The following is a 26,076-nucleotide window of genomic DNA, read 5'->3' on the forward strand; positions in this document are numbered from 1 at the left end:
AACCGTCACTTACTAAGTGGCGTTAAGGGTCTGCTCGTAACCAATCCTGACCCGCCCGCTTATAGGCGCTGGCTTGCCAGCGATGGCGTACGCAATGGCGGTACAAGGCTCGGGGCATAGGTATCTACACAACTTTCAGAAACTGACGAACTCTCCCGTGGCGAGCGGGCTTGTCGGAACGCCGCATCGCCCGCGCTGGGCTGCGAAGCAGCCCCAGTAAGCCGTATGCGGTGTATCAGATACTCCGTAGCGGCTGGTTTTAGGGCTGCTTCGCAGCCCAGCGCGGGGCGAGCCCGCTCGCCACAACTGCGCTATCTGCCTGGATTTAGGCGTTGCGGCAAAGTTGTGTAGATACCTATGCCTATCGCCGGCAAGCCGGTTCCTGCAGTGGGGTGCCGTTTGTAGGATCGTCGAAACTTTCGCGCGAGCACCACAGTCAGCCATTAACGAACGGAGGCCACTGCCCCGCCAACCCACGGGAGCCACCATGGCTGTGATTCCAGAATGGGTGCCTGTTACGCCCACTGCTGCCATCACCCGCTTCAAGGTGCTGACAGTCAATACCCACAAGGGCTTCACTGCCCTCAATCGACGCTTCATCCTGCCGGAATTGCGCGAAGCGGTGCGGGGTGTCGCAGCGGATGTGGTGTTCTTGCAGGAGGTGCATGGCACCCATGAGCACCACCCCCGGCGCTACAGCAACTGGCCGAGCATGCCGCAGTATGAGTTTCTCGCCGACAGTATCTGGCCGCAGTTCGCCTACGGGCGCAACGCGGTGTATCCCCATGGCGACCACGGCAACGCGTTGCTGTCGAAATTCCAGATCATTCGCTATGACAACCTCGATATCTCCCAGAGCGGCCACGAAAGCCGCGGGCTGCTGCATTGCGTGCTACGTCTGCCCGGCACCGGCCAGGAGGTGCACGCCATTTGCGTGCACCTGGGGCTGCGCGAGGTGCATCGCCAACAACAGCTCAAATTGCTGGCCCAGCGGGTGGCCGAGATCCCCGGCGACGCGCCGCTGATCGTCGCCGGTGACTTCAATGACTGGCGCCAGCAGGCCGATCTGAGGCACAGCGGCCTGCAGGAAGTGTTTGTGCAGGCCCATGGCAAACCGGCGCGTACGTTTCCGGCGCGCCTGCCCTTGCTGCCGCTGGACCGCATTTACGTGCGCAACCTCAAGGTCCATCACGCGCAAGTGCTGACGGCCCGGCCCTGGTCGCACTTGTCCGATCACGCACCACTGTCGGTGGAGATTGAGTTATGAACGGCGCCGTGGAACATATCGCCACCGATCAGCCACCCGATGACGCCAGGGCCAGGGACCCGGACTACGGCTGGCAACCCGGCAACCAGGTGCAACTGCTGGAAAACGGCGAGGCGTACTTCCCCAAAGTCTTCGAGGCTTTGCGCCAGGCTCGCCAGGAAATCCTCCTGGAGACATTCATTCTGTTCGAAGACAAGGTCGGCCATGAACTGCACCGGATTCTGATCGAGGCCGCCCAGCGTGGGGTGAAGGTAGTGGTCAGTCTTGATGGCTTTGGCTGCGGCGAACTGAGCCCCGGGTTTCTCGGCGAGTTGTCCCAGGCCGGGGTCACGGTCCAGATGTTCGACCCGGCGCCCAAGACCCTGGGGTTTCGCACCAACTGGTTTCGCCGCCTGCATCGCAAGATCGTGGTCGTGGACGCTGAGGTGGGGTTTATCGGCGGGATCAATTTTTCTGCAGACCATCTGGCGGACTTCGGCCCCGAGGCCAAGCAGGATTATGCGGTGCAGGTGATCGGGCCGGCCGTGGCGGACCTGCATCACTTTGCCCTGGCGCAAAGTGGCCGCCCGGTGCGCACGCGGCGCGGTTGGCGACGGCGCCAGCAACCGTCCTGGGCGACCGACGACGTTGAAGGCCTGGTACGCCTGATCTACCGCGACAATCTGCAACACCGCAGCGATATCGAAGAGGCCTACCTGCACGCCCTGCGCCACGCCCGCCAGCGCGTGGTGATCGCCAACGCTTACTTCTTTCCCGGTTACCGCCTGCTGCGGGAACTGCGCAATGCCGCCCGGCGCGGCGTGCAGGTGCAATTGATCATGCAGGGCCAGCCCGATGTGCTGCTGGCCAAGCTGGCGGCGCGCATGCTCTACGACTATCTGCTCAAGGAAGGCGTAGTGATCCACGAGTATTGCCAGCGCCCCCTGCACGGCAAGGTGGCCCTGGTGGATGAGGCGTGGAGCACCGTGGGCTCGAGCAACCTCGACCCGTTGAGCCTGTCACTGAACCTTGAGGCCAACGTGCTGATTCGTGACCGGGAGTTCAATCAACACTTGTTCGAGCGCCTAGAAGACCTGAGCCACAACCACTGCAAGACCATGCCGGAAAACCGCACCCCGCGCGGCTGGTTATGGCGGGTGACCGTGGGGTTTGTGGTGTTCCATGTACTGCGGCATTTCCCGGCCTGGACCGGCTGGCTGCCCGCACACAAACCGCGCTTGAAACCCTTCGTGCATGCCGGGAGCCAGGACCATGAGCCAAGCCCACACAGCTGATGCGCGCAGCCACGCGTTCAAACGCTGGAAGAAGCCGCTGACCGTCGCCTTCTTCCTGTTGCTGATCGTACTCTTTACCCTGCTCGCGCGGCGTATCGACTGGAGCGAAGTATTTGCCACCCTCAGCGACTTCAAGCTACGCACCTTGTGGATCGCGTCCGGGCTGACGCTGTGCAGTTTCATGGTATATGCGTGCTTTGACCTGATCGGGCGGACCTACATCCGCCAGCCCTTGCGCGCCAAGCAGATCCTGCCGGTGGGCATCATCAGTTACGCGTTCAACCTCAACCTCAGCGCCTGGGTCGGCGGGATTGCCATGCGCTACCGGCTGTATTCGCGGCTGGGGGTGAGCAACGGCAATATTGCGAAAATCCTTGGCTTGAGCCTGGCCACCAATTGGTTTGGCTATATGGCCTTGGCCGGCGTGGTGTTCAGCAGCGGCCTGGTGACGATGCCGCCGGGCTGGAAACTCAGTAGCGCCGCCCTGCAAGGTGTCGGCGTGTTGCTGGTAGTGGCGAGCCTCGGCTATCTGGCTGCCTGTCAGTTCTCGAAAACGCGCGCCTGGTCGATTCGCGGGATCGAGATCAACCTGCCGTCGCTGCGCATGGCATGCCTGCAACTGGCCCTCGGTGCGTTGAACTGGTCGCTGATGGCGGCGGTGATTTTTACCTTGCTGCCGGCCAAGCTCGACTATCCGCTGGTGTTAGGGGTGTTGCTGATCAGCGCGATTGCCGGTGTGGTGACGCATATTCCGGCCGGCCTTGGCGTGTTGGAGGCGGTGTTTATCGCCCTGCTACAACATGAAGCCTCACGGGGTAGCCTGCTCGCCGGGTTGATTGCCTACCGGGCGATCTATTTTATCTTGCCGTTGCTGATCGCCCTGGTGATGTACCTCGCCGTAGAGGCGAAGGCCAAGGCTTTGCGGGTGAAGAAAACACCCGCGTAAACCCGTCATTGGGATTGGATGATGCTCAACCGCTCGCCCACCACCATCTCGGTGATCCAGTCCACCAGGATCGAGGTATAGGCCTGCTGGGACACCGGGTCGCTCAATGAGTGGTCGCCACCGTCGATGATCCGATGCGTCAGCGAATGGGTCTGCTGGCAGGCAGCGCGGTAGCTCATGATGGTGGCGTGAGGCACGTGGTCGTCGGTTTCCGACTCGACGATCAACACATCCCCGGTAAAGGCGGCACAGGCGTGCAGTGCGCGATTGGTTTCGGCGTGCACCAGCGTGCCGCGGTAATCCATCAGGTCGGCTTTATCCAGGTCGCGCTTGGGGGTGTGCCATTGCTGGTCGCGGTACAGCGCCGGCACGCGCAGTGCCAGCCAGCGCACCGGGCGCAGGGAGGTGAGGATCGCTGCCAGGTAGCCCCCGTAACTGGTGCCCACCACCGCCACCGCCGAGGTGTCGATGGCCGGGTGCGCCAGCAGGCGATCATAGGCCGCGAGCAAGTCCCGCAGGTTGTCCTCCCGGGTGACCCGCGACAAGGGAATGCCATTGCCAGCATGCCCGCGCAGATCAAAGGTCAGGCACACGCAACCGAGGCCGGCGATGCCCTTGGCCCGCTCCAGGTCGCGCTCTTGGCTACCGCCCCAGCCGTGCACAAACAACACCCCGGGCACTTTTGACTTGGGACTGAGAAAGGTCCCGCTCATCTGTTCATCGTCGATATCAATGGTGATGGTTTCGCTTCTAGCCGTCATAGGGTTGGACCGTTACGTACTTGAGAAGAAAGTCGCTGTTTTCTGCCGGGCCGCGATAGATCTCGATGGCATTGGCGGGCAATGGCTGGTCGATATAGGTCTCCACGGACGATACGCGAATCGCGCGCAGGCCGGGATCGTTGATAAAGCTCTGCAACGCCGCGACCTCCGCGCTGCTCGCGCCGCCCATGCGCCAGGACTGCTCCAGCACACCACTGCGCTGCGTACCTTGGCTGTCCAGGCCCTGGGCAATGTCGTAATTGCGCCGCGAGGCATAAAAACCAGGATAGGCCTCATCGGCGGCGTTATCGAAGACTTGTGCCTGCTCAATGGCCAGGCGCACATCCTCGCCAAGCGACAGGGTCAGCAGCTCTTCGTAGTACCCCGGCACCACCAGCAGGTTGGAGCCACCGTAGACGGCTTCGCCCTGCCCGTCCTGGGTCAGGTATTGCTCGCCGCAGTAACTGAACACCCGCCCGCCAATAAAGCTTTGGCCGACGCTGTGAGTCACCACATCTTGTAGGTCTTGTTCCAGCACCACACCTTGGGCGAACAGGTCTGCCACATCGGCGCGGGCCAGGATTGCGTCGAATTGCTTGAGGCTGTCGACCACCTCTTGGCCCCGACCAGCGCAGGCATGCACCGGCTTCAGGCGAATCGGCCCGAGCTCCAGCAACTGCATGGCGGCCGCGCGAGCATCTTGCACGGCAAACACGCTCAGGCCGTCGAGCACCACCGCGCGTACCCGCTCGGCAAACAGCGGCGACCAGCCCTCGGGCGCCACCGCGTCAGGGCCCTGCAGGCCGTGGGTAATGGCTTTGGTGCAGATGAAGTCATGGTCAACGTAACCGCCCCACAAGTCCTCCGGGCCCTTTACGCCCAGGCTCAATGCCTGGGCCGGTCCGACCAGTGTCTGGGTGGGCAGCAGGTACAGGTCCGCCTGGGCGTGCAGGTCGACGCTGTAACTACCGCCGTAGTCGAGCCCGAGGATTTGCGCCAGCCAGCGAGCGAGGGCGCGGTTGGTTTCCACTTCGTGAAGGGGCGCGTCGGGCCGGATCGAGTGGGCCACCACGATTTTTTTACGGTTGGTCGGGGTCATGCGTCCCCCTTGGGCAAGGCTTGCAGGTGTGTAGCACCAGGGTTGCAGGGTTCAGGCCAAGCTACGCTCGGGGCAAAAGGTTGGCAGATCAAGCGGTTAGCGCGAAGGAGATGGCATTTGGCCTGCCTCATTCTGCACGAAGCGTGATCAAGGGTCCGGCGTTCTGCACGATGCAGGGCCTGGCAGCGAGCAAAAATGTGGGAGCGGGGTGTCCGGTCGTCAGGCGGGGGCTTTTACCCCGAATCGGTTGCGGTAATCGCTGGGCGCAAGGCCGGTGATTTTTTTGAAGATTGCGCGAAAGGCGCTGGGGTCTTGATAACCCACGGTCCAGGCGATGTGATCAATGGTGGTATTGGTAAATTCAAGCATCTGCCGCGCTTTGCCGACCCGCAGGTGCTGGCAGTATTCGGTGGGTTTGAGGCCGGTGGCAGTGCGAAAACGGCGCAGGAAAGTGCGTTCTTCCAGGCCGGCTGCCTGCGCCATTGCCGCGAGCGATACATCCACCGCCCCGCTGGCCTGCAAGGCGTGCTGGACCTTGAGGATCGCCCCATCACCATGGCTCAGGATCGGTGCAAAATTGCTGCCGCACTGGCTGGCGCTGTCACTGTGTTCAATCACCAGAAAACGCGCGGTGCCGGCCGCGATGCTCGGGCCCATGAGGCGGTCGACCAGGCGCAGGCCCAGTTCGGACCAGGCCATCAGCCCGGCGGTGGTAATCAGGTCGCCATCATCGACGATAGGTTTGTCGGCCTCCAAGCGCACCGCGGGAAAACGCCTGGCAAAGGTGCTGGCCGAAGACCAGTGGGTGGTGGCGCTGCGCCCATCGAGCAAGCCGCTGCGCGCCAGCATGATCGAACCGATGCACACGCCTCCCAGCACCGTGCCGGCTGCATGTTGCTCGCGCAGCCATTGCAACAGCCGGGGCGGTGCCTGTTCTTCGCAGAATTCACCAATCGAGGGCGGTACCAGCACCGCCATCAAGGGTTGTTCGAGCCCAGGCAGGCTGTCGAAAGCCCGAACAGGAGTACCATCGCTATCAACCTGCCAATGGCTGATACGCAACACGGGCAACTGCTCGGCCTGATGCTCGGCGGCGATGCGGTTGGCGACCCCAAACAGGTCGGTCAAACCGTGTACAGCAGCCATCTGCGCACCGCTGTAAATCAGCACGCCAAGCTCGACGATCGAGCGTTCCAGAGCCATTGTCAGTTTTCCCCCTGTTATTGTCGGTGCAGCCAATCCCTGAGCCTCGCGCCAGCCACGATACTGGACGCATCAACCCATCACGAGAAAATACTCATGGCCAAGCAAGCACTTATCCTAATTGATATCCAGAACGACTACTTCCCCCAGGGCAAATGGCCACTGGTTGATGTCGAGGCTGCCGCAGACAAGGCACAACAGCTGCTCCAGGCGTTTCGCCAGGCAGGTGATGCGGTGATCCATGTGCGCCATGAGTTCACCGCCGACGACGCTCCCTTCTTCACGCCAGGTTCCGAAGGCGCGCACTTGCATCCCAAGGTGCTGAACGAGAATGACGAACCGGTGGTGCTCAAGCATTTTGTAAATGCGTTTCGCCAAACCAACCTGCGCGAGGTGCTGGAACAGCGCAGCATCACCGACCTGGTGGTGGTGGGCAGCATGAGCCATATGTGCATCGACGCCGTGGTTCGGGCGGCGGCGGACTATGGCTACACCGTTACCGTGATCCACGATGCCTGTGCCACCCGTGACCTGGAATTCAATGGCAAGACTGTTGCGGCGGCCCAGGTGCATGAGGCCTACATGGCGTCGCTGGCATTTGCCTATGCCAGCGTGGTTTCGGCGGACGAGTTCCTCAAGGCCTGAAGGCTGACTGTCAGCGCGTGGCGATAATGAACAGGCGTGGAAACGGTAGCAACACTGTGCCATCGGCCAGGGCCGGGTAAGCCTCGCGGATGCGCGCCAGATAGGCGTCAAGGAAGGCGCCTTGCTCGGCCTCATCCAGCAACGCCAGGAATGGCCGCAGGCCCGTGCCCTTGAACCACTCCACCACCGCCTCATGGCCGCTGAGCGGGTGGTAATAAGTGGTGTGCCATACATCCACGGCGCTGCAATGCTTGCTCAGCAATTCAAAGTAGTAACTCGCCGGGTGACGCGCTTCATGTTTGACCGCGCCGATCTTGCCCGCCCACGGCCCTTGCGCTGCCACTTCACGGGCCAGGCGATGGGCGGGTTCGTTGAGGTTGTCCGGGGTTTGCACCGCCAGCGTACCGCCCGGTGCCAGTTGCGCCACCAGGTGCGGGTAGAGGTTGGCGTGATCGGGCACCCACTGCAGCGAGGCGTTGGCAAGGATCACATCGAACTGTTGCGCAGGCTGCCAGGCGCCGATATCGGCCTGCTCAAAGCGCAGCGCCGGCAAGCGTTTGCGGGCATCGGCCAACATGTCGTCGGAGCTGTCCATGCCACAGACTTGCGCTCGCGGGAACCTCTGGGCCAACACTTGCGTGGAGTTGCCTGGCCCACACCCCAGGTCGACGGCGGTACGCACCTCGGTATTGGGTATGGCCGCCACTAGGTCGTGGACGGGGCGGGTACGCTGCTGTTCAAACAACGTGTATTGCTTGGCTGACCAGGTCATCACGGCGTTCCTACTTTTTTGTCGGTGGGCACAGCCTAAATCTTGTGAGCCACGAGGACAAACTCCAGGATTGGCGGCGCAGGCAATGGCGCCATTGCATCTGGCAACGTGCCTTCACGGGTTAAAGCGGTTTTGAGCGCGGGTGATTAGCGCAGCATTAAAAGCTGCTTATCTTCCCGGCGCGACACTCGCGAAATCGGACTAACCTTATTTTCGACCAGCCTAGGTGCGACCTTTGAAATGGTCACGAATAAAAGAGGCCAGCGTAGTGTCCACGGACGATTTTTCTGGCTATCGCAGCCACATCAATACGTCATTGGAGCTATGCCATGGCTTATCTTAAAACACGTGAAGGCAACGATATTTTTTACAAAGATTGGGGTAGCGGCCAACCCGTAATGTTTTGCCACGGATGGCCGCTAAACAGCGACAGTTGGGAGTCGCAGATGTTGCATTTCGCCAACAACGGTTTTCGTGCCATTGCGCATGACCGCCGAGGGCATGGCCGCTCAAGCCAGCCCTGGGATGGCAATGACATGGACCACTACGCCGATGATCTGGCGGAACTGATCGAACACCTGGATCTGACCAACCTGATACTTTTCGGGTTTTCTACCGGCGGGGGTGAAGTTGCACGCTACATCGCGCGTCATGGCACTGCCCGTGTAGCAAAGGCAGGGTTGATCTGCTCGGTAACGCCCCTGATGTTGCAGACCCCCAGCAACCCATACGGCACTCCAATCGAGGTTTTCGATGGGATGCGTGCCAACTCCATCGCTAATCGCTCGCAGCTGTATCTTGATCTGGCCAGTGGCCCATTCTTCGGATTCAACCGCGCGGGTATCGAACGTTCCCAAGGCTTGATCAATTCGTTCTGGATGCAGGGTGTAATGGGCGGGCACATCAACACCTTCGATAGCATCAAGGCATTTTCAGAGACTGACTTTCGGGAGGACCTGACGCACTTCAGTATGCCGACGCTCATTATCCATGGCAGTGACGATCAAATCGTGCCAATCCGTCCATCGGCACTGGAGAGCCAACGTTTGATTCCACACGCCCTTTTGCAGGTGTATAGCGGCGCGCCTCATGGGCTGACCGACACTCACAAGCAGCGAGTTAACGACGATATGTTGAACTTCGCACAGCTTTGAGCTGAATAATGGGCATGAAAAAACCGCGTAGCCTGGTCGGCGGCGCGGTTTTCAATTTGCAGCGTTTGGCTTCGATACCTTAGAACGGGATATCGTCATCAAAGCTGTCGAAGTCAGCGGCCGGCTGCGGTGCCGCCTGCTGTGGCGCTGGACGCGACTCACGCTGTGGCTGCTGGCTTGGCTGCGGACGCGACTGCTGTGGACGCGGCGCCGAGTTGGACATACCGCCCTGGCCCTGTTGGTCGCCCTGTGGACGGCCGCCCAGCAGTTGCATGGTGCCTTGCATGTCGACCACGATTTCGGTGGTGTAACGCTTGATACCGTCTTTTTCCCACTCGCGGGTCTGCAGTTTGCCTTCGATGTAGACCTGCGAACCCTTGCGCAGGTATTCACCGGCGATCTCTGCAACCTTGCCGAACATCGATACACGGTGCCATTCGGTTTTCTCGACCTTCTGGCCGGTCTGCTTGTCGGTCCATTGTTCGCTGGTCGCCAGACTCAGGTTGGTCACGGCGTTACCGTTAGGCAAGTAGCGAACTTCGGGATCCTGGCCGCATGTACCGACCAATATGACTTTGTTAACCCCACGGGCCATAACGTTCTCCTAGGCTGGGCGCGCTGTCGGCACTGGGTTGACCAGTTGCTCGAGCGTCGCGCGATCCAATAGTTCGGTGTCCAATTTGATGTAAATGGCCGCCTCTTCAGCGACCACGACTGCATCTGTCACCCCTACGACGGCCTTCAGGCGCTCTACCAGACCGCTTTCACGGATCGCCTCGGGCGATAGCGGCAAACGCAGACTTGTGACGTAGGGAGGTTCGCGCATGGTAACAGCAAAGACCAGCCAAAGTGCAGCCAGCCCGGCGCATCCGAGGAACACAACCGACAAACCGCCATGCTGGAACATCCAGCCGCCCATGATGCCGCCCAGCGCCGAACCAAGGAATTGACTGGTGGAATACACCCCCATTGCCGTGCCTTTGCCGCCTGCCGGTGAAACTTTACTGATCAGCGAAGGCAGTGACGCCTCCAGCAGGTTGAACGCGGTGAAAAACACCACCGTGCCGATTACCAGTGCCCGTAGGCTGTCGCCGAACTGCCAGAAGAATAGTTCAGTGAGCATCAATGTCGCGACGGCGCCGAGTAAAACTCGTTTCATTTTGCGTTTCTTCTCGCCGTAGATGATGAACGGGATCATGGCGAAGAATGAAATCAACAAGGCGGTGAGGTAGACCCACCAGTGCTGCTCCTTGGGCAACCCGGCTTTTTCCACAAGGGCCAGGGGCAAGGCGACGAAGCTGCACATCAGCATCGCATGCAATACAAAGATACCTAAATCCAGGCGCAGCAGGTCGGGGTGCTTGAGCGTCGGCAGCAATGCTTGCTTTGCCACGCCCGATTCACGGTGCTGCAGCGGCCCGGTGGAGCGCGGCACCATAAAGGCCACGATCACGATCCCAACCAGCGCCATGCCGCCGGTGGCCAGGAACAGGCCGTGCAAGCCGAACGCGCGGGTCAGCAGCGGGCCAACCACCATCGCAACGGCAAACGAAAGACCGATGGTCATGCCAATCATGGCCATGGCCTTGGTGCGATGCTGCTCGCGGGTCAGATCTGACAGCAGCGCCATCACCGCCGCAGAAATCGCCCCGGCACCTTGCAAGATACGTCCGGCGATCACGCCCCAGATCGAATCGGCATTGGCTGCCAGCACGCTGCCCAGGGCGAACACGATCAGCCCCAGGTAGATCACCGGCCGGCGGCCAATGCGGTCGGAAATGATCCCGAACGGAATCTGGAAAATCGCCTGGGTCAGACCATAGGCACCAATCGCCAGGCCAATCAAGGCCGGGGTCGCGCCTGCGAGGTCCATGCCATAGGTCGCCAGTACCGGCAACACCATGAACATGCCCAGCATACGGAAGGCGAACACCAGGGCCAGACCGCTTGCCGCTCGGGTCTCGCCGCTACTCATGCGTTCGCTGTGGGGATCGTGCATGGAAAAACCTCGTGTGAACCGGCGGCGATTCTACCAGTCCCATCGATTGAGAGGGTATATGCGGCGCTTTGCCGCGCAGCTTTCATGTAAGGCTGAAATGGGCAAACTGACAGTGTATATTCATCCAGTCTTTAGCCGTATACTCCTGCATTATTTATACGCCCGCCGTGCGAGGCCATCTTGGACAAGATCCTGATTCGTGGGGCTAGAACCCACAACCTGAAGAACATCGACCTGACCCTGCCCCGGGACAAACTGATTGTCATCACCGGCTTGTCCGGGTCCGGCAAGTCATCGCTGGCGTTCGATACGCTGTATGCCGAAGGCCAGCGTCGTTATGTGGAATCGCTGTCGGCCTATGCCCGGCAGTTCCTGTCGATGATGGAAAAGCCTGATGTCGACACCATTGAAGGCCTGTCGCCAGCCATTTCCATCGAACAGAAGTCGACTTCTCACAACCCACGCTCCACCGTGGGCACCATCACCGAAATCTACGACTACCTGCGCCTGCTGTACGCACGCGTAGGTATTCCACGCTGCCCGGATCACGATATCCCGCTGGAAGCCCAGACCGTCAGCCAGATGGTTGACCTGGTGCTGGCCCAGCCGGAAGGCGCCAAGCTGATGCTGCTGGCGCCGGTGATCCGCGAGCGCAAGGGCGAACACCTGTCGGTCTTCGAAGAGCTGCGCGCCCAGGGTTTTGTCCGTGCCCGGATCAACGGCAAGCTGTATGAGCTGGACGAAGCACCGAAGCTGGATAAGCAGAAGAAGCACACCATTGATGTGGTGGTCGACCGCTTCAAGGTACGTGCCGACCTGCAGCAACGCCTGGCGGAGTCGTTCGAGACCGCGCTGAAGCTGGCGGACGGTATCGCCCTGGTCGCACCGATGGACGACGAGCCCGGTGAAGAAATCATCTTCTCTGCACGCTTCGCCTGCCCGATCTGCGGCCACGCCATCAGCGAACTGGAACCCAAGCTGTTCTCTTTCAACAATCCGGCCGGCGCCTGCCCGACCTGTGACGGGTTGGGGGTCAAGCAGTTCTTCGATATCAAGCGCCTGGTCAATGGCGACCTGACGCTGGCGGAGGGCGCCATACGCGGCTGGGACCGGCGCAATGTCTACTACTTCCAGATGCTCGGGTCGTTGGCTGCCCACTATAAATTCAGCCTGGAAGTACCGTTCAACGAGCTACCGGCAGAGCAGCAGAAAGTCATCCTGCATGGCAGCGGCTCGCAGAACGTCGATTTCAAATACCTGAATGACCGTGGCGATATCGTCAAGCGCTCCCACCCATTCGAAGGCATCGTGCCCAACCTGGAGCGCCGCTACCGGGAAACCGAGTCGGCCAGCGTGCGCGAGGAACTGGCCAAGTTCCTCAGCACCCAGCCCTGCCCGGATTGCCGTGGCACCCGCTTGCGTCGCGAGGCACGCCACGTATGGGTGGGCGAGAAAACATTGCCCGCAGTGACCAACCTGCCCATCGGTGATGCCTGCGAATACTTCGGTGTATTGAAGCTGACCGGGCGACGCGGCGAGATTGCCGACAAGATCCTCAAGGAGATCCGCGAGCGCCTGCAGTTCCTGGTCAATGTGGGCCTGGATTACCTGTCCCTGGACCGCAGTGCCGACACCCTGTCTGGCGGCGAAGCCCAGCGCATTCGCCTGGCCAGCCAGATCGGTGCAGGCCTGGTGGGCGTGCTTTACATCCTCGACGAGCCTTCAATCGGCCTGCACCAGCGCGACAATGATCGCTTGCTGGGCACGCTCAAGCACCTGCGTGATATCGGCAACACGGTGATTGTGGTCGAGCACGATGAGGATGCCATTCGCCTGGCGGACTATGTGGTCGATATCGGCCCCGGCGCTGGCGTCCATGGCGGGCACATCGTTGCCCAGGGCACGCCAGCCGAAGTCATGGCCCACCCGGACTCCCTGACCGGCAAATACTTGTCTGGCCGGGTCAAAATCGAGGTGCCAGCCAAGCGTACGCCACGCAACAAAAAACAGGCGCTGCACCTCAAGGGCGCGCGCGGCAACAATCTGCGCAATGTCGACCTGGAAATCCCCTTGGGCCTGCTGACCTGCGTCACCGGTGTTTCCGGGTCAGGCAAATCCACGCTGATCAACAACACCCTGTTCCCCCTCAGCGCCACGGCGTTGAACGGCGCCACCACCCTGGAAGCTGCAGCGCATGACAGCATCAAGGGCCTGGAGCTCCTGGACAAGGTGGTGGATATCGACCAGAGCCCGATTGGTCGCACCCCCCGCTCCAACCCCGCGACCTATACCGGGCTGTTCACGCCGATTCGCGAACTGTTCGCCGGCGTGCCGGAGTCCCGGTCCCGGGGTTATGGACCTGGGCGCTTCTCCTTCAACGTCAAGGGTGGGCGCTGCGAGGCGTGCCAGGGCGACGGCTTGATCAAGGTGGAGATGCACTTCCTACCGGACATCTACGTGCCATGCGATGTGTGCAAGAGTAAGCGCTACAACCGCGAGACCCTGGAGATCAAGTACAAGGGCAAGAACATCCATGAAACCCTCGAGATGACCATCGAGGAAGCGCGGGTGTTCTTTGACGCCGTGCCGGCCCTGGCACGCAAGCTTCAGACCCTGATGGACGTGGGCTTGTCGTATATCAAGCTGGGGCAGTCAGCGACTACCTTGTCCGGTGGCGAGGCGCAGCGGGTGAAGCTGTCTCGCGAGCTGTCCAAGCGCGATACCGGCAAGACCCTGTATATCCTCGATGAACCGACCACCGGCCTGCACTTCGCAGACATCCAGCAATTGCTCGACGTGCTGCACCGTCTACGCGATCACGGCAATACTGTGGTGGTGATCGAGCACAACCTGGATGTGATCAAGACAGCCGACTGGCTGGTCGACTTGGGTCCGGAGGGCGGCTCCAAGGGCGGGCAGATAATTGCAGTGGGCACGCCGGAGCAGGTTTCCGAGATGCCGCAATCCCATACTGGCTACTATCTGAAGCCGTTACTGGCGCGCGACCGGGCCTGATTGCCAGGCCCAACAAAAAGCCCCTGTCACCATAGCGGTGACAGGGGCTTTTTTATTGCCGGCTGAATCAGAACTGCGATTGCAGGTAGTTCTCCAGGCCGATCAACTTGATCAGGCCCAACTGCTTTTCCAGCCAGTAGGTGTGATCTTCTTCAGTGTCGTTCAACTGTACGCGCAGGATTTCCCGGGTCACGTAGTCGTTGTGCTTCTCGCAAAGCTCAATGCCCTTGCATAGCGCGGCGCGGACTTTGTACTCCAGGCGCAAGTCGCTGGCGAGCATCTCAGGCACCGTAGTGCCGGTATCCAGGTCGTCAGGACGCATACGCGGCGTGCCTTCGAGCATCAGGATACGACGCATCAGCGCGTCGGCGTGCTGTGCCTCTTCTTCCATTTCGTGGTTGATACGCTCGTAGAGCTCGGTAAAGCCCCAGTCTTCGTACATACGCGAGTGAATGAAATATTGGTCACGAGCTGCCAGTTCGCCCGTCAGCAACGTGTTGAGGTAATCGATTACGTCGGGGTGACCTTGCATCGCCCTACATCTCCCTGCTTGAAAGGCCCTAGTTTGAACCATGCTGACCTGCAGGTCACGGGACGAACGGCAGAAAAGTGAAGATTTTCAGAGAAAAGTAGCTGAAATAACGCAAAAACCGCCCAAATGAGGGCGGTTCTGCTTATCACTTAGAGTTAGTTAAGCGATACACCCAGCGCAGTTGCGATTCCTTCTCCATAAGCCGGATCTGCCTTGAAGAAGTGTTGCAGCTGACGTTGAACCACATCGCTGGAAACACCCGCCATCGCACCGGCGATGTTGTTGATCAACAGCGCTTTTTGCTCGGCATTCATCAGGCGGAACAGCGCACCGGCATGGCTGTAGTAATCGGTGTCTTCACGGTGATCATAACGATCCGCCGCGCCACTGAGTGCCAAGGCAGGTTCTGCGTACTGCGGCGCCTGCTTAGGTGCATCCCCATAGCTATTAGGCTCGTAGTTGGGAGCCGCGCCACCGTTGCTGCCAAACGCCATAGAGCCATCACGCTGGTAGTTATGGACCGGACTGCGCGAAGCATTCACCGGCAGGTGCTGATGGTTAGTGCCAATCCGGTAGCGGTGCGCGTCAGCGTAAGCGAACACACGGCCTTGCAGCATGCGGTCCGGCGACAGACCGACACCTGGCACCATGTTGCTTGGGCCGAACGCTGCCTGCTCCACTTCGGCGAAGTAGTTCAGTGGGTTGCGGTTCAACTCCAACTCACCGACCTCAATCAGCGGAAACTCTTTTTGCGACCAGGTCTTGGTCACGTCGAAGGGATTCTCGTAGTGAGCATTGGCCTGGGCTTCAGTCATGATCTGGATGCACACGCGCCATTTCGGGAAGTCACCACGCTCGATGGCCTCAAACAGATCGCGCTGGGCGTAATCCGGGTCAGTACCCGCAATGCGCGCCGCATCGGCAGGCGCCAGATTCTTGATGCCTTGCTTGGTCTTGTAGTGCCACTTCACCCAGTGACGCTCGCCATTGGCGCTGATCAAGCTGTAGGTATGGCTACCGAAGCCGTGCATGTGACGGTAGCCGTCCGGGATGCCACGGTCTGAAAACAGAATGGTGACCTGGTGCAGCGCCTCAGGCGAATGCGACCAGAAGTCCCACATCATCTGCGCGCTTTTCAGGTTGCTTTGCGGCAGGCGCTTTTGGGTGTGGATAAAGTCAGGGAATTTCAGCGGGTCACGGATAAAGAACACCGGGGTGTTGTTACCGACAATGTCCCAGTTGCCTTCTTCGGTGTAGAACTTCAACGCAAAGCCACGTGGGTCGCGCTCGGTATCTGCGGAGCCGCGCTCGCCACCGACTGTCGAGAAGCGCAGGAAGGTCGGCGTCTGCTTACCAACAGCTTCAAACAGCTTGGCGCTGGTGTACTGGGTGATGTCTTTGGTGACCGTGAAGGTTCCGTACGCTCCCGAGCCTTTGGCGTGTACACGACGCTCTGGGATGTTTTCACGGTTGAAGTGGGCAAGCTTCTCGATCAGGTGGAAGTCGTCGAGCAGCAACGGGCCACGCGGGCCGGCGGAACGGGAATTCTGATTATCGGCAACGGGAGCGCCGCTGGCGGTTGTAAGGGTTTTCTGGCTCATGCTCAATTTCCTCAGGTCAGTCTTGGAACTGCCGGCTAATCGGCTTGGAAGAAGTATTGACCAGGAAGATGACACCATCAAATTTATTAAATCATGCCTATCGATAGTTAATTACTAACGATGTAATGGCTCGCATAGCCAAAACTCAATCAAGACCCGCCATGGGCTTTTCTATCGCCCACAAAAAACCGGGCACTAGGCCCGGTTTTTCGTAGCAGACTGTCGTCTTACTCGGCGGATACAGCTTCGCCAGCAGTAGCACGATCAACCAACTCGACGTACGCCATAGGCGCGTTGTCGCCAGTGCGGAAACCGCACTTGAGGATGCGCAGGTAGCCACCCTCACGGGTAGCATAACGCTTGCCCAGGTCGTTGAAGAGCTTACCAACGATAGCTTTCGAACGGGTACGGTCGAAAGCCAGACGGCGGTTAGCCAGGCTGTCTGTCTTGGCCAAAGTGATCAGCGGCTCAGCAACGCGACGCAGTTCTTTGGCTTTCGGCAGTGTAGTTTTGATCAGCTCGTGCTCGAACAGCGACACCGCCATGTTTTGAAACATGGCCTTGCGGTGCGAGCTGGTACGGCTCAGGTGACGACCACTTTTACGATGACGCATGGTTCATTCCTTACCAAACTCACGTTCGGTGATTACGACGATCAGGCAGTCGCCTTGTCGTCCTTCTTAAGACTTGCAGGCGGCCAGTTGTCGAGGCGCATGCCGAGGGACAGACCGCGGGAGGCCAGAACGTCCTTGATTTCAGTCAAGGATTTCTTGCCCAGGTTCGGAGTCTTCAACAGTTCTACTTCGGTGCGCTGGATCAGGTCACCGATGTAGTAAATGTTTTCCGCCTTAAGGCAGTTAGCCGAACGTACAGTCAGTTCCAGATCGTCAACCGGGCGAAGCAGGATCGGATCGATCTCGTCTTCCTGCTCGATTACCACTGGTTCGCTGTCACCTTTGAGGTCGACGAACGCAGCCAACTGCTGTTGCAGAATGGTTGCAGCGCGGCGAATAGCCTCTTCAGGATCCAGAGTACCGTTGGTTTCCAGATCAATAACCAGCTTGTCCAGGTTAGTACGCTGCTCGACACGGGCGTTTTCCACCACGTATGCGATGCGGCGAACCGGGCTGAACGAAGAGTCAAGCTGCAAGCGACCAATGCTGCGGCTTTCGTCTTCATCGCTCTGACGCGAGTCGGCCGGTTCATAACCACGACCACGAGCTACGGTGAGCTTCATGTTCAAAGCGCCGTTAGACGCCAGGTTAGCGATTACGTGATCGGGGTTAACGATCTCGACATCATGATCCAGCTGAATATCGGCAGCGGTAACCACCCCCGAACCCTTCTTCGACAAGGTCAGCGTAACTTCGTCACGGCCGTGCAGCTTGATAGCCAGACCTTTAAGGTTCAACAGGATTTCAATTACGTCTTCCTGTACACCTTCGATGGCGCTGTACTCGTGGAGCACACCGTCAATCTCGGCCTCGACTACTGCACAGCCGGGCATTGAGGACAACAGGATGCGGCGCAGCGCGTTGCCCAGGGTGTGGCCAAAACCACGCTCGAGAGGCTCGAGAGTGATCTTGGCGCGGGTTGGACTGACAACCTGCACATCAATGTGGCGGGGTGTCAGGAACTCATTTACCGAAATCTGCATGGATGCACCTATTTTCTAGCCCTTACTTGGAGTAGAGCTCGACAATCAGGCTTTCGTTGATGTCGGCGGACAGATCACTGCGAGCAGGAACGTTCTTGAAAACGCCCGACTTCTTCTCAGTGTCTACTTCTACCCATTCTACGCGGCCACGTTGGGCACACAGATCGAGAGCTTGGACAATGCGAAGTTGGTTTTTTGCTTTCTCGCGAATCGCGACCACGTCACCAGCACGAACCTGGTAGGACGGGACGTTAACGGTTTGGCCGTTTACGCTGACGGATTTGTGCGATACCAGCTGACGGGATTCGGCACGAGTCGAACCAAAGCCCATACGGTATACAACGTTGTCCAGACGGCATTCGAGCAGTTGCAGCAGGTTTTCACCGGTTGCACCTTTCTTGCCAGCAGCTTCTTTGTAGTAGCCGCTGAACTGACGCTCGAGAACGCCGTAGATACGACGGACCTTCTGCTTTTCACGCAGTTGGGTGCCGTAGTCGGACTGGCGACCGCGGCGTTGGCCGTGGATACCAGGTGCTGCTTCAATGTTGCACTTCGATTCGATCGCGCGCACGCCGCTCTTCAGAAAGAGATCGGTGCCTTCGCGACGAGCGAGTTTGCATTTTGGACCAATGTAACGAGCCATTCTTTACAATCTCCTGGATTACACGCGGCGCTTCTTCGGCGGACGGCACCCGTTGTGCGGGATTGGCGTCACGTCGGTGATGCTGGCGATCTTATAGCCACAGCCGTTCAAAGCACGGACAGCGGACTCACGACCTGGACCTGGACCCTTGACGTTAACGTCGAGGTTTTTCAGGCCATATTCCAGCGCAGCTTGACCAGCACGTTCAGCAGCTACTTGAGCAGCAAACGGGGTGGACTTGCGGGAACCGCGGAAACCCGAACCACCAGAGGTAGCCCAAGAAAGCGCGTTACCTTGACGGTCGGTGATGGTCACGATGGTGTTGTTAAAAGATGCATGGATGTGGGCGATGCCATCAACCACTGTCTTTTTAACTTTTTTACGAGGACGAGCAGCAGGTTTTGCCATGATAATTTTCCTGTCGATTCGCTGGGGCGATTACTTGCGGATCGGCTTACGCGGACCTTTACGGGTACGCGCGTTAGTCTTGGTACGCTGACCGCGTACTGGAAGACCACGACGATGACGCAGACCGCGATAGCAACCGAGGTCCATCAAACGCTTGATTTTCATGTTGATTTCGCGACGCAGGTCACCTTCAGTGGTGAACTTCGCCACTTCGCCACGCAGCAATTCAATCTGCTCGTCGCTCAGATCCTTGATCTTAGCGGCTGGGTTTACCCCAGCAACTGCGCAAATTTTCTGCGCAGTAGTGCGACCAACACCATAGATGTAGGTCAGCGAGATAACAGTGTGCTTGTTATCTGGAATGTTAACGCCTGCAATACGGGCCATTCAGTGGGACTCCAATTGACAGCTACCTACGCCCCGGAAGCCAAGAAATAGGGCGCGAGATAATATCGCTGTAATAACAAATAATCAACCCGGCAGCGCACTAGCTGCCGGGCTTCAAGCGGATCACACTCAGCCTTGGCGCTGTTTGTGACGCGGTTCCGCGCTGCAAATTACTCGAACAACACCTTCGCGGCGAATAATCTTGCAGTTACGGCACAGCTTTTTCACCGATGCACGAACTTTCATCACCAACTCCTCGAACCTTATGGGGTACTCAGCGCAACATGCCGCTGCCGTAGCCCTTCAGGTTGGCTTTCTTCATCAGGGATTCGTACTGGTGCGAAACGAGGTGCGATTGTACTTGGGACATGAAGTCCATCACAACCACGACGACGATCAGCAACGAGGTCCCGCCAAGGTAGAACGGAACGTTGGCTGCAACCACCAGGAACTGGGGCAACAAGCACACGGCCGTCATATATAGAGCACCGAACAGGGTCAAACGGGTCAGAACGCCATCAATGTAGCGCGCCGACTGCTCGCCCGGACGAATACCCGGAATAAAGGCACCGGACTTCTTCAGGTTTTCCGCTACGTCTTTCGGATTGAACATCAACGCCGTATAGAAGAAGCAGAAGAAAATAATCCCTGCACTAAACAGCAGAATATTCAACGGCTGACCAGGAGCGATCGACTGCGAGATGTCCTGCAACCAGCCCATACCTTCAGACTGACCGAACCAGGCACCCAACGAAGCCGGAAACAGCAAAATGCTGCTCGCGAAGATAGCAGGAATAACACCGGCCATATTCACTTTCAGCGGCAAGTGGCTGGTCTGCGCAGCGAAGACCTTGCGGCCCTGCTGACGCTTGGCGTAGTGAACAGCAATACGACGCTGACCACGCTCAATGAACACCACAAAACCGATAATCGCTACTGCCAGCAAACCGATGGCAACCAAGGCGAAGATATTGATATCACCCTGACGTGCAGACTCGAAAGACTGCCCGATTGCCCTCGGAAGACCGGCGACGATACCTGCGAAAATCAACATCGAGATACCGTTGCCAACACCACGCTCAGTAATCTGCTCACCCAGCCACATCATGAACATCGCACCAGCCACAAATGTGGTTACCGCGACGAAATGGAAGCCAAAGTCACCAGTGAACGCTACGCCCTGCCCTGCCAGACCGATGGACATGCCAACAGCCTGGACAAGAGCAAGAACGACAGTGAGGTAGCGGGTGTACTGGCTAATCTTGCGACGACCAGCTTCACCTTCCTTCTTCAACTGCTCCAGCTGCGGGCTGACGGCGCTCATCAACTGCATGATGATCGATGCCGAAATGTACGGCATGATCCCCAGTGCAAAGATGCTCATCCGCTCCAGCGCGCCGCCGGAAAACATGTTGAACAAGCTAAGAATGGTCCCCTCATTCTGTCGAAACAGGTCTGCGAGTCGGTCCGGGTTGATACCTGGAACCGGGATGTGTGCGCCTATTCGGTAGACGATAATCGCCAGGAACAGAAAACGCAGACGAGCCCAAAGTTCAGACATACCGCCTTTGCCGAGCGCTGAGAGAGCACCTTGCTTAGCCATTTATTCCTCGAACTTGCCGCCAGCTGCTTCGATAGCCGAACGCGCACCTTTGGTGGCGCCGATTCCCTTGCCGATAGTGACAGCGCGAGTCACTTCACCGGACAGCATGATTTTCACACGCTGTACGTTGACGTTGATCACGTTGGCATCTTTCAGGGTCTGCAGAGTAACGATGTCGCCTTCCACTTTAGCCAGTTCGGACAAACGCACTTCTGCGCGATCCATGGCCTTCAGGGAAACGAAACCGAACTTCGGCAGGCGACGATGCAGCGGCTGTTGACCGCCTTCAAAGCCTGGAGCGATGGTACCACCGGAGCGGGAGGTTTGACCTTTGTGGCCACGGCCACCAGTCTTACCCAAACCGCTACCGATACCACGGCCCGGACGATGCTTTTCGCGACGGGAACCCGGCGCTGGACTCAGATCATTGAGTTTCATCGATTAACCCTCGACACGCAGCATGTAGTAAGCCTTGTTGATCATCCCGCGATTCTCGGGAGTATCCTGGACTTCTACAGTGTGACCGATGCGACGCAGACCCAAACCCTTAACGCACAATTTGTGGTTAGGGATGCGGCCGGTCATGCTTTTGATCAGCGTTACTTTAACGGTAGCCATGATCAGAAGATCTCCTTGACGCTTTTGCCACGCTTGGCGGCAATGGATTCAGGAGATTGCATAGCTTTCAAACCTTTGAAAGTGGCGTGAACCACGTTTACCGGGTTAGTCGAGCCGTAGCACTTGGCCAGAACGTTCTGAACGCCAGCAACCTCGAGGACAGCACGCATAGCGCCGCCAGCGATGATACCGGTACCTTCAGAGGCAGGCTGCATGTACACCTTCGAAGCGCCATGGGCAGACTTCATTGCGTACTGCAGGGTGGTGCCGTTCAGGTCAACTTGGATCATGTTGCGACGAGCAGCTTCCATTGCCTTCTGGATCGCAGCAGGCACTTCACGCGACTTGCCACGGCCGAAGCCAACACGGCCCTTACCATCACCAACCACGGTCAACGCGGTGAAGGTGAAGATACGGCCGCCTTTAACGGTCTTGGCTACGCGGTTAACTTGAACCAGCTTCTCAATGTAGCCTTCGTCGCGCTTTTGGTCGTTATTTGACATAACTTAGAACTCCAGCCCAGCTTCACGAGCAGCATCAGCCAGCGCTTTAACGCGGCCGTGGTACTTGAAGCCAGAGCGGTCGAAAGCCACTTGCGAGACGCCAGCGGCCTTAGCACGCGTAGCGACCAGCTGGCCAACCTTAGTGGCCGCGTCGATGTTGCCAGTGGCACCATCACGCAGTTCTTTATCCAAAGTCGAGGCGCTTGCCAGGACTTTGTTGCCGTCGGCCGAGATGACCTGGGCGTAGATGTGCTGCGACGAGCGGAACACGCAGAGACGCACGACTTCGAGTTCGTGCATTTTCAGGCGTGCTTTGCGAGCGCGACGCAGTCGAGTAACTTTTTTGTCGGTCATTTGCTATGCCCTACTTCTTCTTGGCTTCTTTACGACGGACGACTTCGTCCGCGTAGCGCACACCTTTGCCTTTGTACGGCTCTGGTGGACGGAAGTCGCGGATCTCGGCAGCCACTTGACCTACCAGCTGCTTATCGATGCCCTTGATCAGGATATCGGTCTGGCTAGGAGTTTCAGCGGTGATGCCTTCCGGCAGTTCGTAATCCACTGGGTGCGAGAAGCCAAGGGCCAGGTTCAAAACCGTGCCTTTTGCTTGCGCTTTGTAACCAACACCGACCAGCTGGAGCTTACGCTCGAAGCCTTGGCTTACGCCTTGGACCATGTTGTTTACCAACGCACGCGTGGTACCGGCCATTGCGCGAGTTTGTTGATCGCCATTGCGAGCAGCGAAACGCAGCTCACCAGCTTCTTCAACGATCTCAACGGACGAATGGATGTTCAGTTCAAGAGTACCCTTGGCACCCTTCACCGAAAGCTGTTGGCCTGCGAATTTTACTTCGACACCGGCTGGCAGCTTAACGGGGTTCTTAGCGACGCGAGACATGCTTATCCCCCCTTAGAACACAGTGCAAAGAACTTCGCCGCCGACACCGGCAGCGCGCGCAGCACGATCCGTCATCACACCTTTGTTGGTGGAGACGATAGACACACCGAGACCGCCACGAACTTTCGGCAGATCTTCAACGGACTTGTACTGACGCAGGCCTGGACGGCTAACGCGCTTCACTTCCTCGATGACCGGACGGCCTTCGAAGTACTTCAGCTCGATGGACAGCAGTGGCTTGATTTCGCTGCTGATCTGATAACCCGCAATGTAGCCTTCGTCTTTCAGGACTTTGGCAACAGCTACCTTCAACGTGGAAGATGGCATGCTTACGACGGACTTTTCAGCCATCTGGGCATTACGGATACGAGTTAGCATGTCCGCTAACGGGTCCTGCATACTCATGGGCTAGACGCTCCTAATACAAAAAAATTAGCCTTGCGGCTACATATGTCACCGAGAATCTCCGAGCATAAAACACACGGGCTCAGGCGAGCCGCGTATTTTAGACACACTCCGGAAATGAAACAAGCCCCAAAAGGGGCTTGTTCCAGATTCTAGGCCACCGGTGGTCAGTATCTTGCGATCCTGGCCACCTGGACTTCGAAAGTACTTACCAGCTGGCTTTAACCAGACCTGGTACGTCACCACGCATTGCCGCTTCACGCAGTTTGTTACGGCCGAGGCCGAACTTGCGGTAAACGCCGTGTGGACGACCGGTCAGGCGGCAGCGGTTACGCATGCGCGAGGCGCTTGCGTCACGTGGCTGCTTCTGCAGAGCTACTGTAGCTTCCCAACGCGCTTCTGGACTTGCGCTCAGATCAACGATGATAGCTTTCAGTGCTGCACGCTTCTTGGCGTACTTGGCAACCGTGAGCTGACGCTTCAGCTCGCGGTTTTTCATGCTCATCTTGGCCATGGTCCTACTCCAATCAGTTGCGGAACGGGAATTTGAACGCACGCAGCAGAGCGCGGCCTTCATCATCGTTCTTGGCAGTGGTGGTCAGGGTGATGTCCAGACCGCGGAGAGCATCGATCTTGTCGTAGTCGATTTCCGGGAAGATGATCTGCTCTTTCACGCCCATGCTGTAGTTACCACGACCATCGAAGGACTTGGCATTCAGGCCGCGGAAGTCGCGAACCCGAGGCAGGGAGATCGACAGCAGACGATCCAGGAACTCGTACATACGCTCACGGCGCAGAGTCACTTTGACACCGATCGGCCAACCTTCACGGACTTTAAAGCCAGCGATGGATTTCCGAGCGTAAGTCACAACGACTTTTTGACCGGTGATCTTTTCCAGGTCAGCAACAGCGTGCTCGATGACTTTTTTGTCACCGATCGCTTCGCCCAGACCCATGTTCAGGGTGATTTTGGTAACGCGCGGAACTTCCATCACGTTCGAAAGCTTAAGTTCTTCCTTAAGCTTCGGAGCGATTTCCTTCCGGTAAATCTCTTTTAGTCGTGCCATGGTCTTATCTACCTAGCAGTGTTCAAGCATCAACCGCTTTTTGGGTCGACTTGAAGACACGAATTTTCTTACCGTCTTCTACTTTGAAACCAACGCGATCAGCCTTGTTGGTTTCGCCGTTGAAGATGGCGACGTTAGAAGCGTGCAATGGCGCTTCTTTCTCGACGATACCGCCCTGTACGCCCGACGCGGGGTTAGGCTTGGTATGACGCTTGACCAGGTTCAGACCACCAATGACCAGACGGTCATCAGCAAGAACCTTCAGCACCTTACCGCGCTTACCTTTGTCTTTGCCGGCGATCACGATGATCTCGTCGTCACGACGAATCTTTTGCATGTCGGATCTCCTTACAGCACTTCTGGGGCGAGCGAGACGATCTTCATGAACTTCTCAGTACGAAGTTCACGGGTCACTGGCCCAAAGATACGGGTGCCGATCGGCTCTTGCTTGTTGTTCAGAAGAACAGCAGCGTTGCCATCAAAGCGGATAATGGAGCCATCAGCACGACGTACGCCGTGACGAGTGCGGACTACAACAGCAGTCATCACTTGGCCTTTTTTCACTTTACCGCGAGGAATTGCTTCCTTGACGGTAACTTTGATGATGTCACCGATACCAGCGTAACGACGATGGGAGCCACCCAGCACCTTGATGCACATAACACGGCGAGCGCCGCTGTTATCGGCCACATCGAGCATGGATTGAGTCTGAATCATATAATTTCTCCGACCCCTAGTCCTTAGACTTCCACAGCGCGTTCGAGAACATCAACCAGCGCCCAAGACTTAGTCTTGGCCAGCGGACGAGTTTCACGAATAGTGACTTTGTCGCCGATGTGGCACTGGTTGGTTTCGTCGTGCGCGTGCAGCTTAGTCGAACGCTTAACATATTTACCGTAGATCGGGTGCTTAACGCGACGCTCGATCAAAACGGTGATGGTTTTGTCCATCTTGTCGCTGACAACACGGCCAGTCAGCGTACGGACAGTCTTTTCGGCTTCAGCCATGATCACTTACCTGCCTGCTGGTTGAGCACAGTCTTCACGCGAGCAATGTCACGCTTAACTTGCGAGAGCAGATGAGACTGCCCCAACTGGCCAGTTGCTTTCTGCATACGCAGATTGAACTGGTCGCGCAGCAGGCCGAGCAGTTGCTCGTTCAGCTGCTGTGCGGATTTTTCACGAAGTTCATTCGCTTTCATCACATCACCGTCCGTTTAACAAAGGCGGTGGCGAGCGGCAGCTTTGCAGCAGCCAGGGCAAAAGCCTCACGCGCCAGCTCTTCAGTTACACCCTCGATTTCATACAGGACTTTACCTGGCTGAATCTGGGCTACCCAGTATTCCACGTTACCCTTACCTTTACCCATCCGAACCTCGAGAGGCTTTTTGGAGATCGGCTTGTCCGGGAATACACGGATCCAGATCTTGCCGCCACGTTTTACGTGACGGGTCAGTGCACGACGCGCTGACTCGATCTGACGAGCGGTGAGACGACCACGAGCTACAGACTTCAGCGCGAACTCGCCGAAGCTGACTTTGCTACCGCGCTGAGCCAGACCACGGTTGTGGCCTGTCATCTGCTTGCGGAACTTCGTACGCTTAGGTTGCAACATTTGGC

The 26,076-nt window shown here is 58.1% G+C and carries 34 protein-coding genes; 6 read left to right on the top strand and 28 right to left on the bottom strand.

Annotated features, from left to right (window positions below; translation table 11 throughout):
- The first annotated feature begins 487 nt into the window (after nucleotides 1–487).
- Genes C5F71_RS09105 through C5F71_RS09115 form a run of 3 tightly spaced genes read left to right on the top strand, consistent with a single transcriptional unit; the run spans nucleotide 488 to nucleotide 3,487 of the window.
- Nucleotides 488–1,267 carry an endonuclease/exonuclease/phosphatase family protein gene (locus C5F71_RS09105; RefSeq protein WP_104911001.1) on the top strand — a complete coding sequence of 260 codons (780 nt, stop codon included), beginning with the start codon at nucleotides 488–490 and terminating at the stop codon, nucleotides 1,265–1,267.
- Nucleotides 1,264–2,541, top strand: a complete 1,278-nt coding sequence (clsB, locus tag C5F71_RS09110; RefSeq protein ID WP_104911002.1) for a cardiolipin synthase ClsB — start codon at nucleotides 1,264–1,266, stop codon at nucleotides 2,539–2,541. Before C5F71_RS09105 ends, clsB begins: the two co-directional genes overlap by 4 nt.
- Entirely contained in the window at nucleotides 2,519–3,487 is a 969-nt protein-coding gene (locus C5F71_RS09115) for a lysylphosphatidylglycerol synthase domain-containing protein (RefSeq protein ID WP_104911003.1), read from the top strand. The genes clsB and C5F71_RS09115 overlap by 23 nt, the downstream gene beginning before the upstream one ends.
- 5 nt (nucleotides 3,488–3,492) lie before the next feature.
- Here C5F71_RS09115 and C5F71_RS09120 read toward each other — a convergent pair whose 3' ends face one another.
- From C5F71_RS09120 to C5F71_RS09130, 3 genes are all read right to left on the bottom strand, one after another.
- A complete protein-coding gene (locus tag C5F71_RS09120) occupies nucleotides 3,493–4,248 on the bottom strand; it encodes a S9 family peptidase (protein WP_104911004.1) in 756 nt (251 codons plus the stop codon).
- Nucleotides 4,238–5,347: a DUF3182 family protein gene (locus tag C5F71_RS09125; protein WP_104911005.1), complete on the bottom strand. Its 1,110-nt coding sequence runs from the start codon at nucleotides 5,345–5,347 to the stop codon at nucleotides 4,238–4,240. The genes C5F71_RS09120 and C5F71_RS09125 overlap by 11 nt, the downstream gene beginning before the upstream one ends.
- Nucleotides 5,348–5,566: 219 nt before the next feature.
- Entirely contained in the window at nucleotides 5,567–6,550 is a 984-nt protein-coding gene (locus C5F71_RS09130) for a GlxA family transcriptional regulator (RefSeq protein ID WP_104911006.1), read from the bottom strand.
- Nucleotides 6,551–6,646: 96 nt separating this feature from the next.
- Here C5F71_RS09130 and C5F71_RS09135 point away from each other — a divergent pair, with 96 nt between their 5' ends.
- Nucleotides 6,647–7,195 carry a cysteine hydrolase family protein gene (locus C5F71_RS09135; RefSeq protein WP_104911007.1) on the top strand — a complete coding sequence of 183 codons (549 nt, stop codon included), beginning with the start codon at nucleotides 6,647–6,649 and terminating at the stop codon, nucleotides 7,193–7,195.
- A gap of 10 nt (nucleotides 7,196–7,205) precedes the next feature.
- On the opposite strand, the gene tam is transcribed toward C5F71_RS09135, so the two are convergent.
- Nucleotides 7,206–7,967: a trans-aconitate 2-methyltransferase gene (tam, locus tag C5F71_RS09140; RefSeq protein ID WP_104911008.1), complete on the bottom strand. Its 762-nt coding sequence runs from the start codon at nucleotides 7,965–7,967 to the stop codon at nucleotides 7,206–7,208.
- A gap of 329 nt (nucleotides 7,968–8,296) precedes the next feature.
- Between tam and C5F71_RS09145 the strand changes: the two genes are divergently transcribed.
- On the top strand, nucleotides 8,297–9,121 hold the full coding sequence (locus tag C5F71_RS09145) for an alpha/beta fold hydrolase (protein ID WP_104911009.1): 825 nt from the start codon (nucleotides 8,297–8,299) through the stop codon (nucleotides 9,119–9,121).
- A gap of 79 nt (nucleotides 9,122–9,200) precedes the next feature.
- Here the strand turns inward: C5F71_RS09145 and C5F71_RS09150 are convergent, their stop codons facing one another.
- Nucleotides 9,201–9,716: a single-stranded DNA-binding protein gene (locus tag C5F71_RS09150; protein ID WP_017849542.1), complete on the bottom strand. Its 516-nt coding sequence runs from the start codon at nucleotides 9,714–9,716 to the stop codon at nucleotides 9,201–9,203.
- Nucleotides 9,717–9,725: 9 nt separating this feature from the next.
- Complete coding sequence (locus C5F71_RS09155) at nucleotides 9,726–11,120, bottom strand: MFS transporter (protein ID WP_029299405.1); 1,395 nt, start codon at nucleotides 11,118–11,120, stop codon at nucleotides 9,726–9,728.
- Nucleotides 11,121–11,300: 180 nt separating this feature from the next.
- Between C5F71_RS09155 and uvrA the strand changes: the two genes are divergently transcribed.
- Nucleotides 11,301–14,135, top strand: coding sequence for an excinuclease ABC subunit UvrA (gene uvrA, locus C5F71_RS09160; protein WP_029299403.1), 2,835 nt, complete (start codon nucleotides 11,301–11,303; stop codon nucleotides 14,133–14,135).
- 67 nt (nucleotides 14,136–14,202) lie between these two features.
- Here uvrA and bfr read toward each other — a convergent pair whose 3' ends face one another.
- The 22 genes from bfr to rplP form a co-directional block, all read right to left on the bottom strand.
- Nucleotides 14,203–14,667: a bacterioferritin gene (bfr, locus tag C5F71_RS09165; protein WP_029299402.1), complete on the bottom strand. Its 465-nt coding sequence runs from the start codon at nucleotides 14,665–14,667 to the stop codon at nucleotides 14,203–14,205.
- A gap of 155 nt (nucleotides 14,668–14,822) precedes the next feature.
- Nucleotides 14,823–16,268: a catalase gene (locus tag C5F71_RS09170; RefSeq protein ID WP_104911010.1), complete on the bottom strand. Its 1,446-nt coding sequence runs from the start codon at nucleotides 16,266–16,268 to the stop codon at nucleotides 14,823–14,825.
- A 227-nt stretch (nucleotides 16,269–16,495) separates the two neighbouring features.
- Entirely contained in the window at nucleotides 16,496–16,882 is a 387-nt protein-coding gene (gene rplQ, locus C5F71_RS09175) for a 50S ribosomal protein L17 (protein ID WP_007918448.1), read from the bottom strand.
- A gap of 41 nt (nucleotides 16,883–16,923) precedes the next feature.
- On the bottom strand, nucleotides 16,924–17,925 hold the full coding sequence (rpoA, locus tag C5F71_RS09180) for a DNA-directed RNA polymerase subunit alpha (protein ID WP_003176403.1): 1,002 nt from the start codon (nucleotides 17,923–17,925) through the stop codon (nucleotides 16,924–16,926).
- Nucleotides 17,926–17,947: 22 nt separating this feature from the next.
- A complete protein-coding gene (gene rpsD, locus C5F71_RS09185) occupies nucleotides 17,948–18,568 on the bottom strand; it encodes a 30S ribosomal protein S4 (RefSeq protein WP_003210056.1) in 621 nt (206 codons plus the stop codon).
- A gap of 18 nt (nucleotides 18,569–18,586) precedes the next feature.
- Nucleotides 18,587–18,976, bottom strand: coding sequence for a 30S ribosomal protein S11 (rpsK, locus tag C5F71_RS09190; RefSeq protein ID WP_002555466.1), 390 nt, complete (start codon nucleotides 18,974–18,976; stop codon nucleotides 18,587–18,589).
- A gap of 30 nt (nucleotides 18,977–19,006) precedes the next feature.
- A complete protein-coding gene (rpsM, locus tag C5F71_RS09195) occupies nucleotides 19,007–19,363 on the bottom strand; it encodes a 30S ribosomal protein S13 (RefSeq protein WP_024077676.1) in 357 nt (118 codons plus the stop codon).
- 129 nt (nucleotides 19,364–19,492) lie between these two features.
- Complete coding sequence (rpmJ, locus tag C5F71_RS09200) at nucleotides 19,493–19,609, bottom strand: 50S ribosomal protein L36 (protein WP_002555468.1); 117 nt, start codon at nucleotides 19,607–19,609, stop codon at nucleotides 19,493–19,495.
- 28 nt (nucleotides 19,610–19,637) lie between these two features.
- A complete protein-coding gene (gene secY / locus C5F71_RS09205; protein WP_018612224.1) occupies nucleotides 19,638–20,966 on the bottom strand; it encodes a preprotein translocase subunit SecY in 1,329 nt (442 codons plus the stop codon).
- Nucleotides 20,967–21,404, bottom strand: coding sequence for a 50S ribosomal protein L15 (gene rplO, locus C5F71_RS09210; RefSeq protein WP_016969471.1), 438 nt, complete (start codon nucleotides 21,402–21,404; stop codon nucleotides 20,967–20,969). It lies immediately after the preceding gene.
- 3 nt (nucleotides 21,405–21,407) lie between these two features.
- On the bottom strand, nucleotides 21,408–21,584 hold the full coding sequence (gene rpmD, locus C5F71_RS09215) for a 50S ribosomal protein L30 (protein ID WP_003176408.1): 177 nt from the start codon (nucleotides 21,582–21,584) through the stop codon (nucleotides 21,408–21,410).
- A 2-nt stretch (nucleotides 21,585–21,586) separates the two neighbouring features.
- Complete coding sequence (gene rpsE, locus C5F71_RS09220) at nucleotides 21,587–22,087, bottom strand: 30S ribosomal protein S5 (RefSeq protein ID WP_003186035.1); 501 nt, start codon at nucleotides 22,085–22,087, stop codon at nucleotides 21,587–21,589.
- A 3-nt stretch (nucleotides 22,088–22,090) separates the two neighbouring features.
- Complete coding sequence (gene rplR, locus C5F71_RS09225; RefSeq protein WP_003186037.1) at nucleotides 22,091–22,441, bottom strand: 50S ribosomal protein L18; 351 nt, start codon at nucleotides 22,439–22,441, stop codon at nucleotides 22,091–22,093.
- A gap of 10 nt (nucleotides 22,442–22,451) precedes the next feature.
- On the bottom strand, nucleotides 22,452–22,985 hold the full coding sequence (gene rplF, locus C5F71_RS09230) for a 50S ribosomal protein L6 (protein ID WP_003176412.1): 534 nt from the start codon (nucleotides 22,983–22,985) through the stop codon (nucleotides 22,452–22,454).
- A gap of 12 nt (nucleotides 22,986–22,997) precedes the next feature.
- A complete protein-coding gene (rpsH, locus tag C5F71_RS09235; RefSeq protein WP_017848802.1) occupies nucleotides 22,998–23,390 on the bottom strand; it encodes a 30S ribosomal protein S8 in 393 nt (130 codons plus the stop codon).
- A 208-nt stretch (nucleotides 23,391–23,598) separates the two neighbouring features.
- A complete protein-coding gene (gene rpsN, locus C5F71_RS09240) occupies nucleotides 23,599–23,904 on the bottom strand; it encodes a 30S ribosomal protein S14 (protein WP_104911011.1) in 306 nt (101 codons plus the stop codon).
- 13 nt (nucleotides 23,905–23,917) lie between these two features.
- Nucleotides 23,918–24,457, bottom strand: coding sequence for a 50S ribosomal protein L5 (rplE, locus tag C5F71_RS09245; RefSeq protein WP_003210069.1), 540 nt, complete (start codon nucleotides 24,455–24,457; stop codon nucleotides 23,918–23,920).
- Between the two features lie 22 nt (nucleotides 24,458–24,479).
- A complete protein-coding gene (gene rplX / locus C5F71_RS09250; protein WP_029299388.1) occupies nucleotides 24,480–24,794 on the bottom strand; it encodes a 50S ribosomal protein L24 in 315 nt (104 codons plus the stop codon).
- Between the two features lie 11 nt (nucleotides 24,795–24,805).
- Nucleotides 24,806–25,174, bottom strand: a complete 369-nt coding sequence (gene rplN, locus C5F71_RS09255) for a 50S ribosomal protein L14 (protein WP_002555479.1) — start codon at nucleotides 25,172–25,174, stop codon at nucleotides 24,806–24,808.
- A 23-nt stretch (nucleotides 25,175–25,197) separates the two neighbouring features.
- Nucleotides 25,198–25,464 (bottom strand): 30S ribosomal protein S17, encoded by a 267-nt coding sequence (gene rpsQ / locus C5F71_RS09260; protein WP_003176419.1) that lies wholly within the window; start codon nucleotides 25,462–25,464, stop codon nucleotides 25,198–25,200.
- 2 nt (nucleotides 25,465–25,466) lie between these two features.
- A complete protein-coding gene (gene rpmC, locus C5F71_RS09265; protein WP_002555481.1) occupies nucleotides 25,467–25,658 on the bottom strand; it encodes a 50S ribosomal protein L29 in 192 nt (63 codons plus the stop codon).
- The gene (gene rplP / locus C5F71_RS09270) at nucleotides 25,658–26,071 is read right to left on the bottom strand and encodes a 50S ribosomal protein L16 (protein ID WP_003232424.1); all 414 of its coding nucleotides are present in this window, start codon (nucleotides 26,069–26,071) and stop codon (nucleotides 25,658–25,660) included. The genes rpmC and rplP overlap by 1 nt, the downstream gene beginning before the upstream one ends.
- Nucleotides 26,072–26,076 lie beyond the last annotated feature (5 nt).

The sequence above is a fragment of the Pseudomonas sp. LG1D9 genome, assembly GCF_002949995.1.
Taxonomy (GTDB): Bacteria; Pseudomonadota; Gammaproteobacteria; order Pseudomonadales; family Pseudomonadaceae; genus Aquipseudomonas; species Aquipseudomonas proteolytica.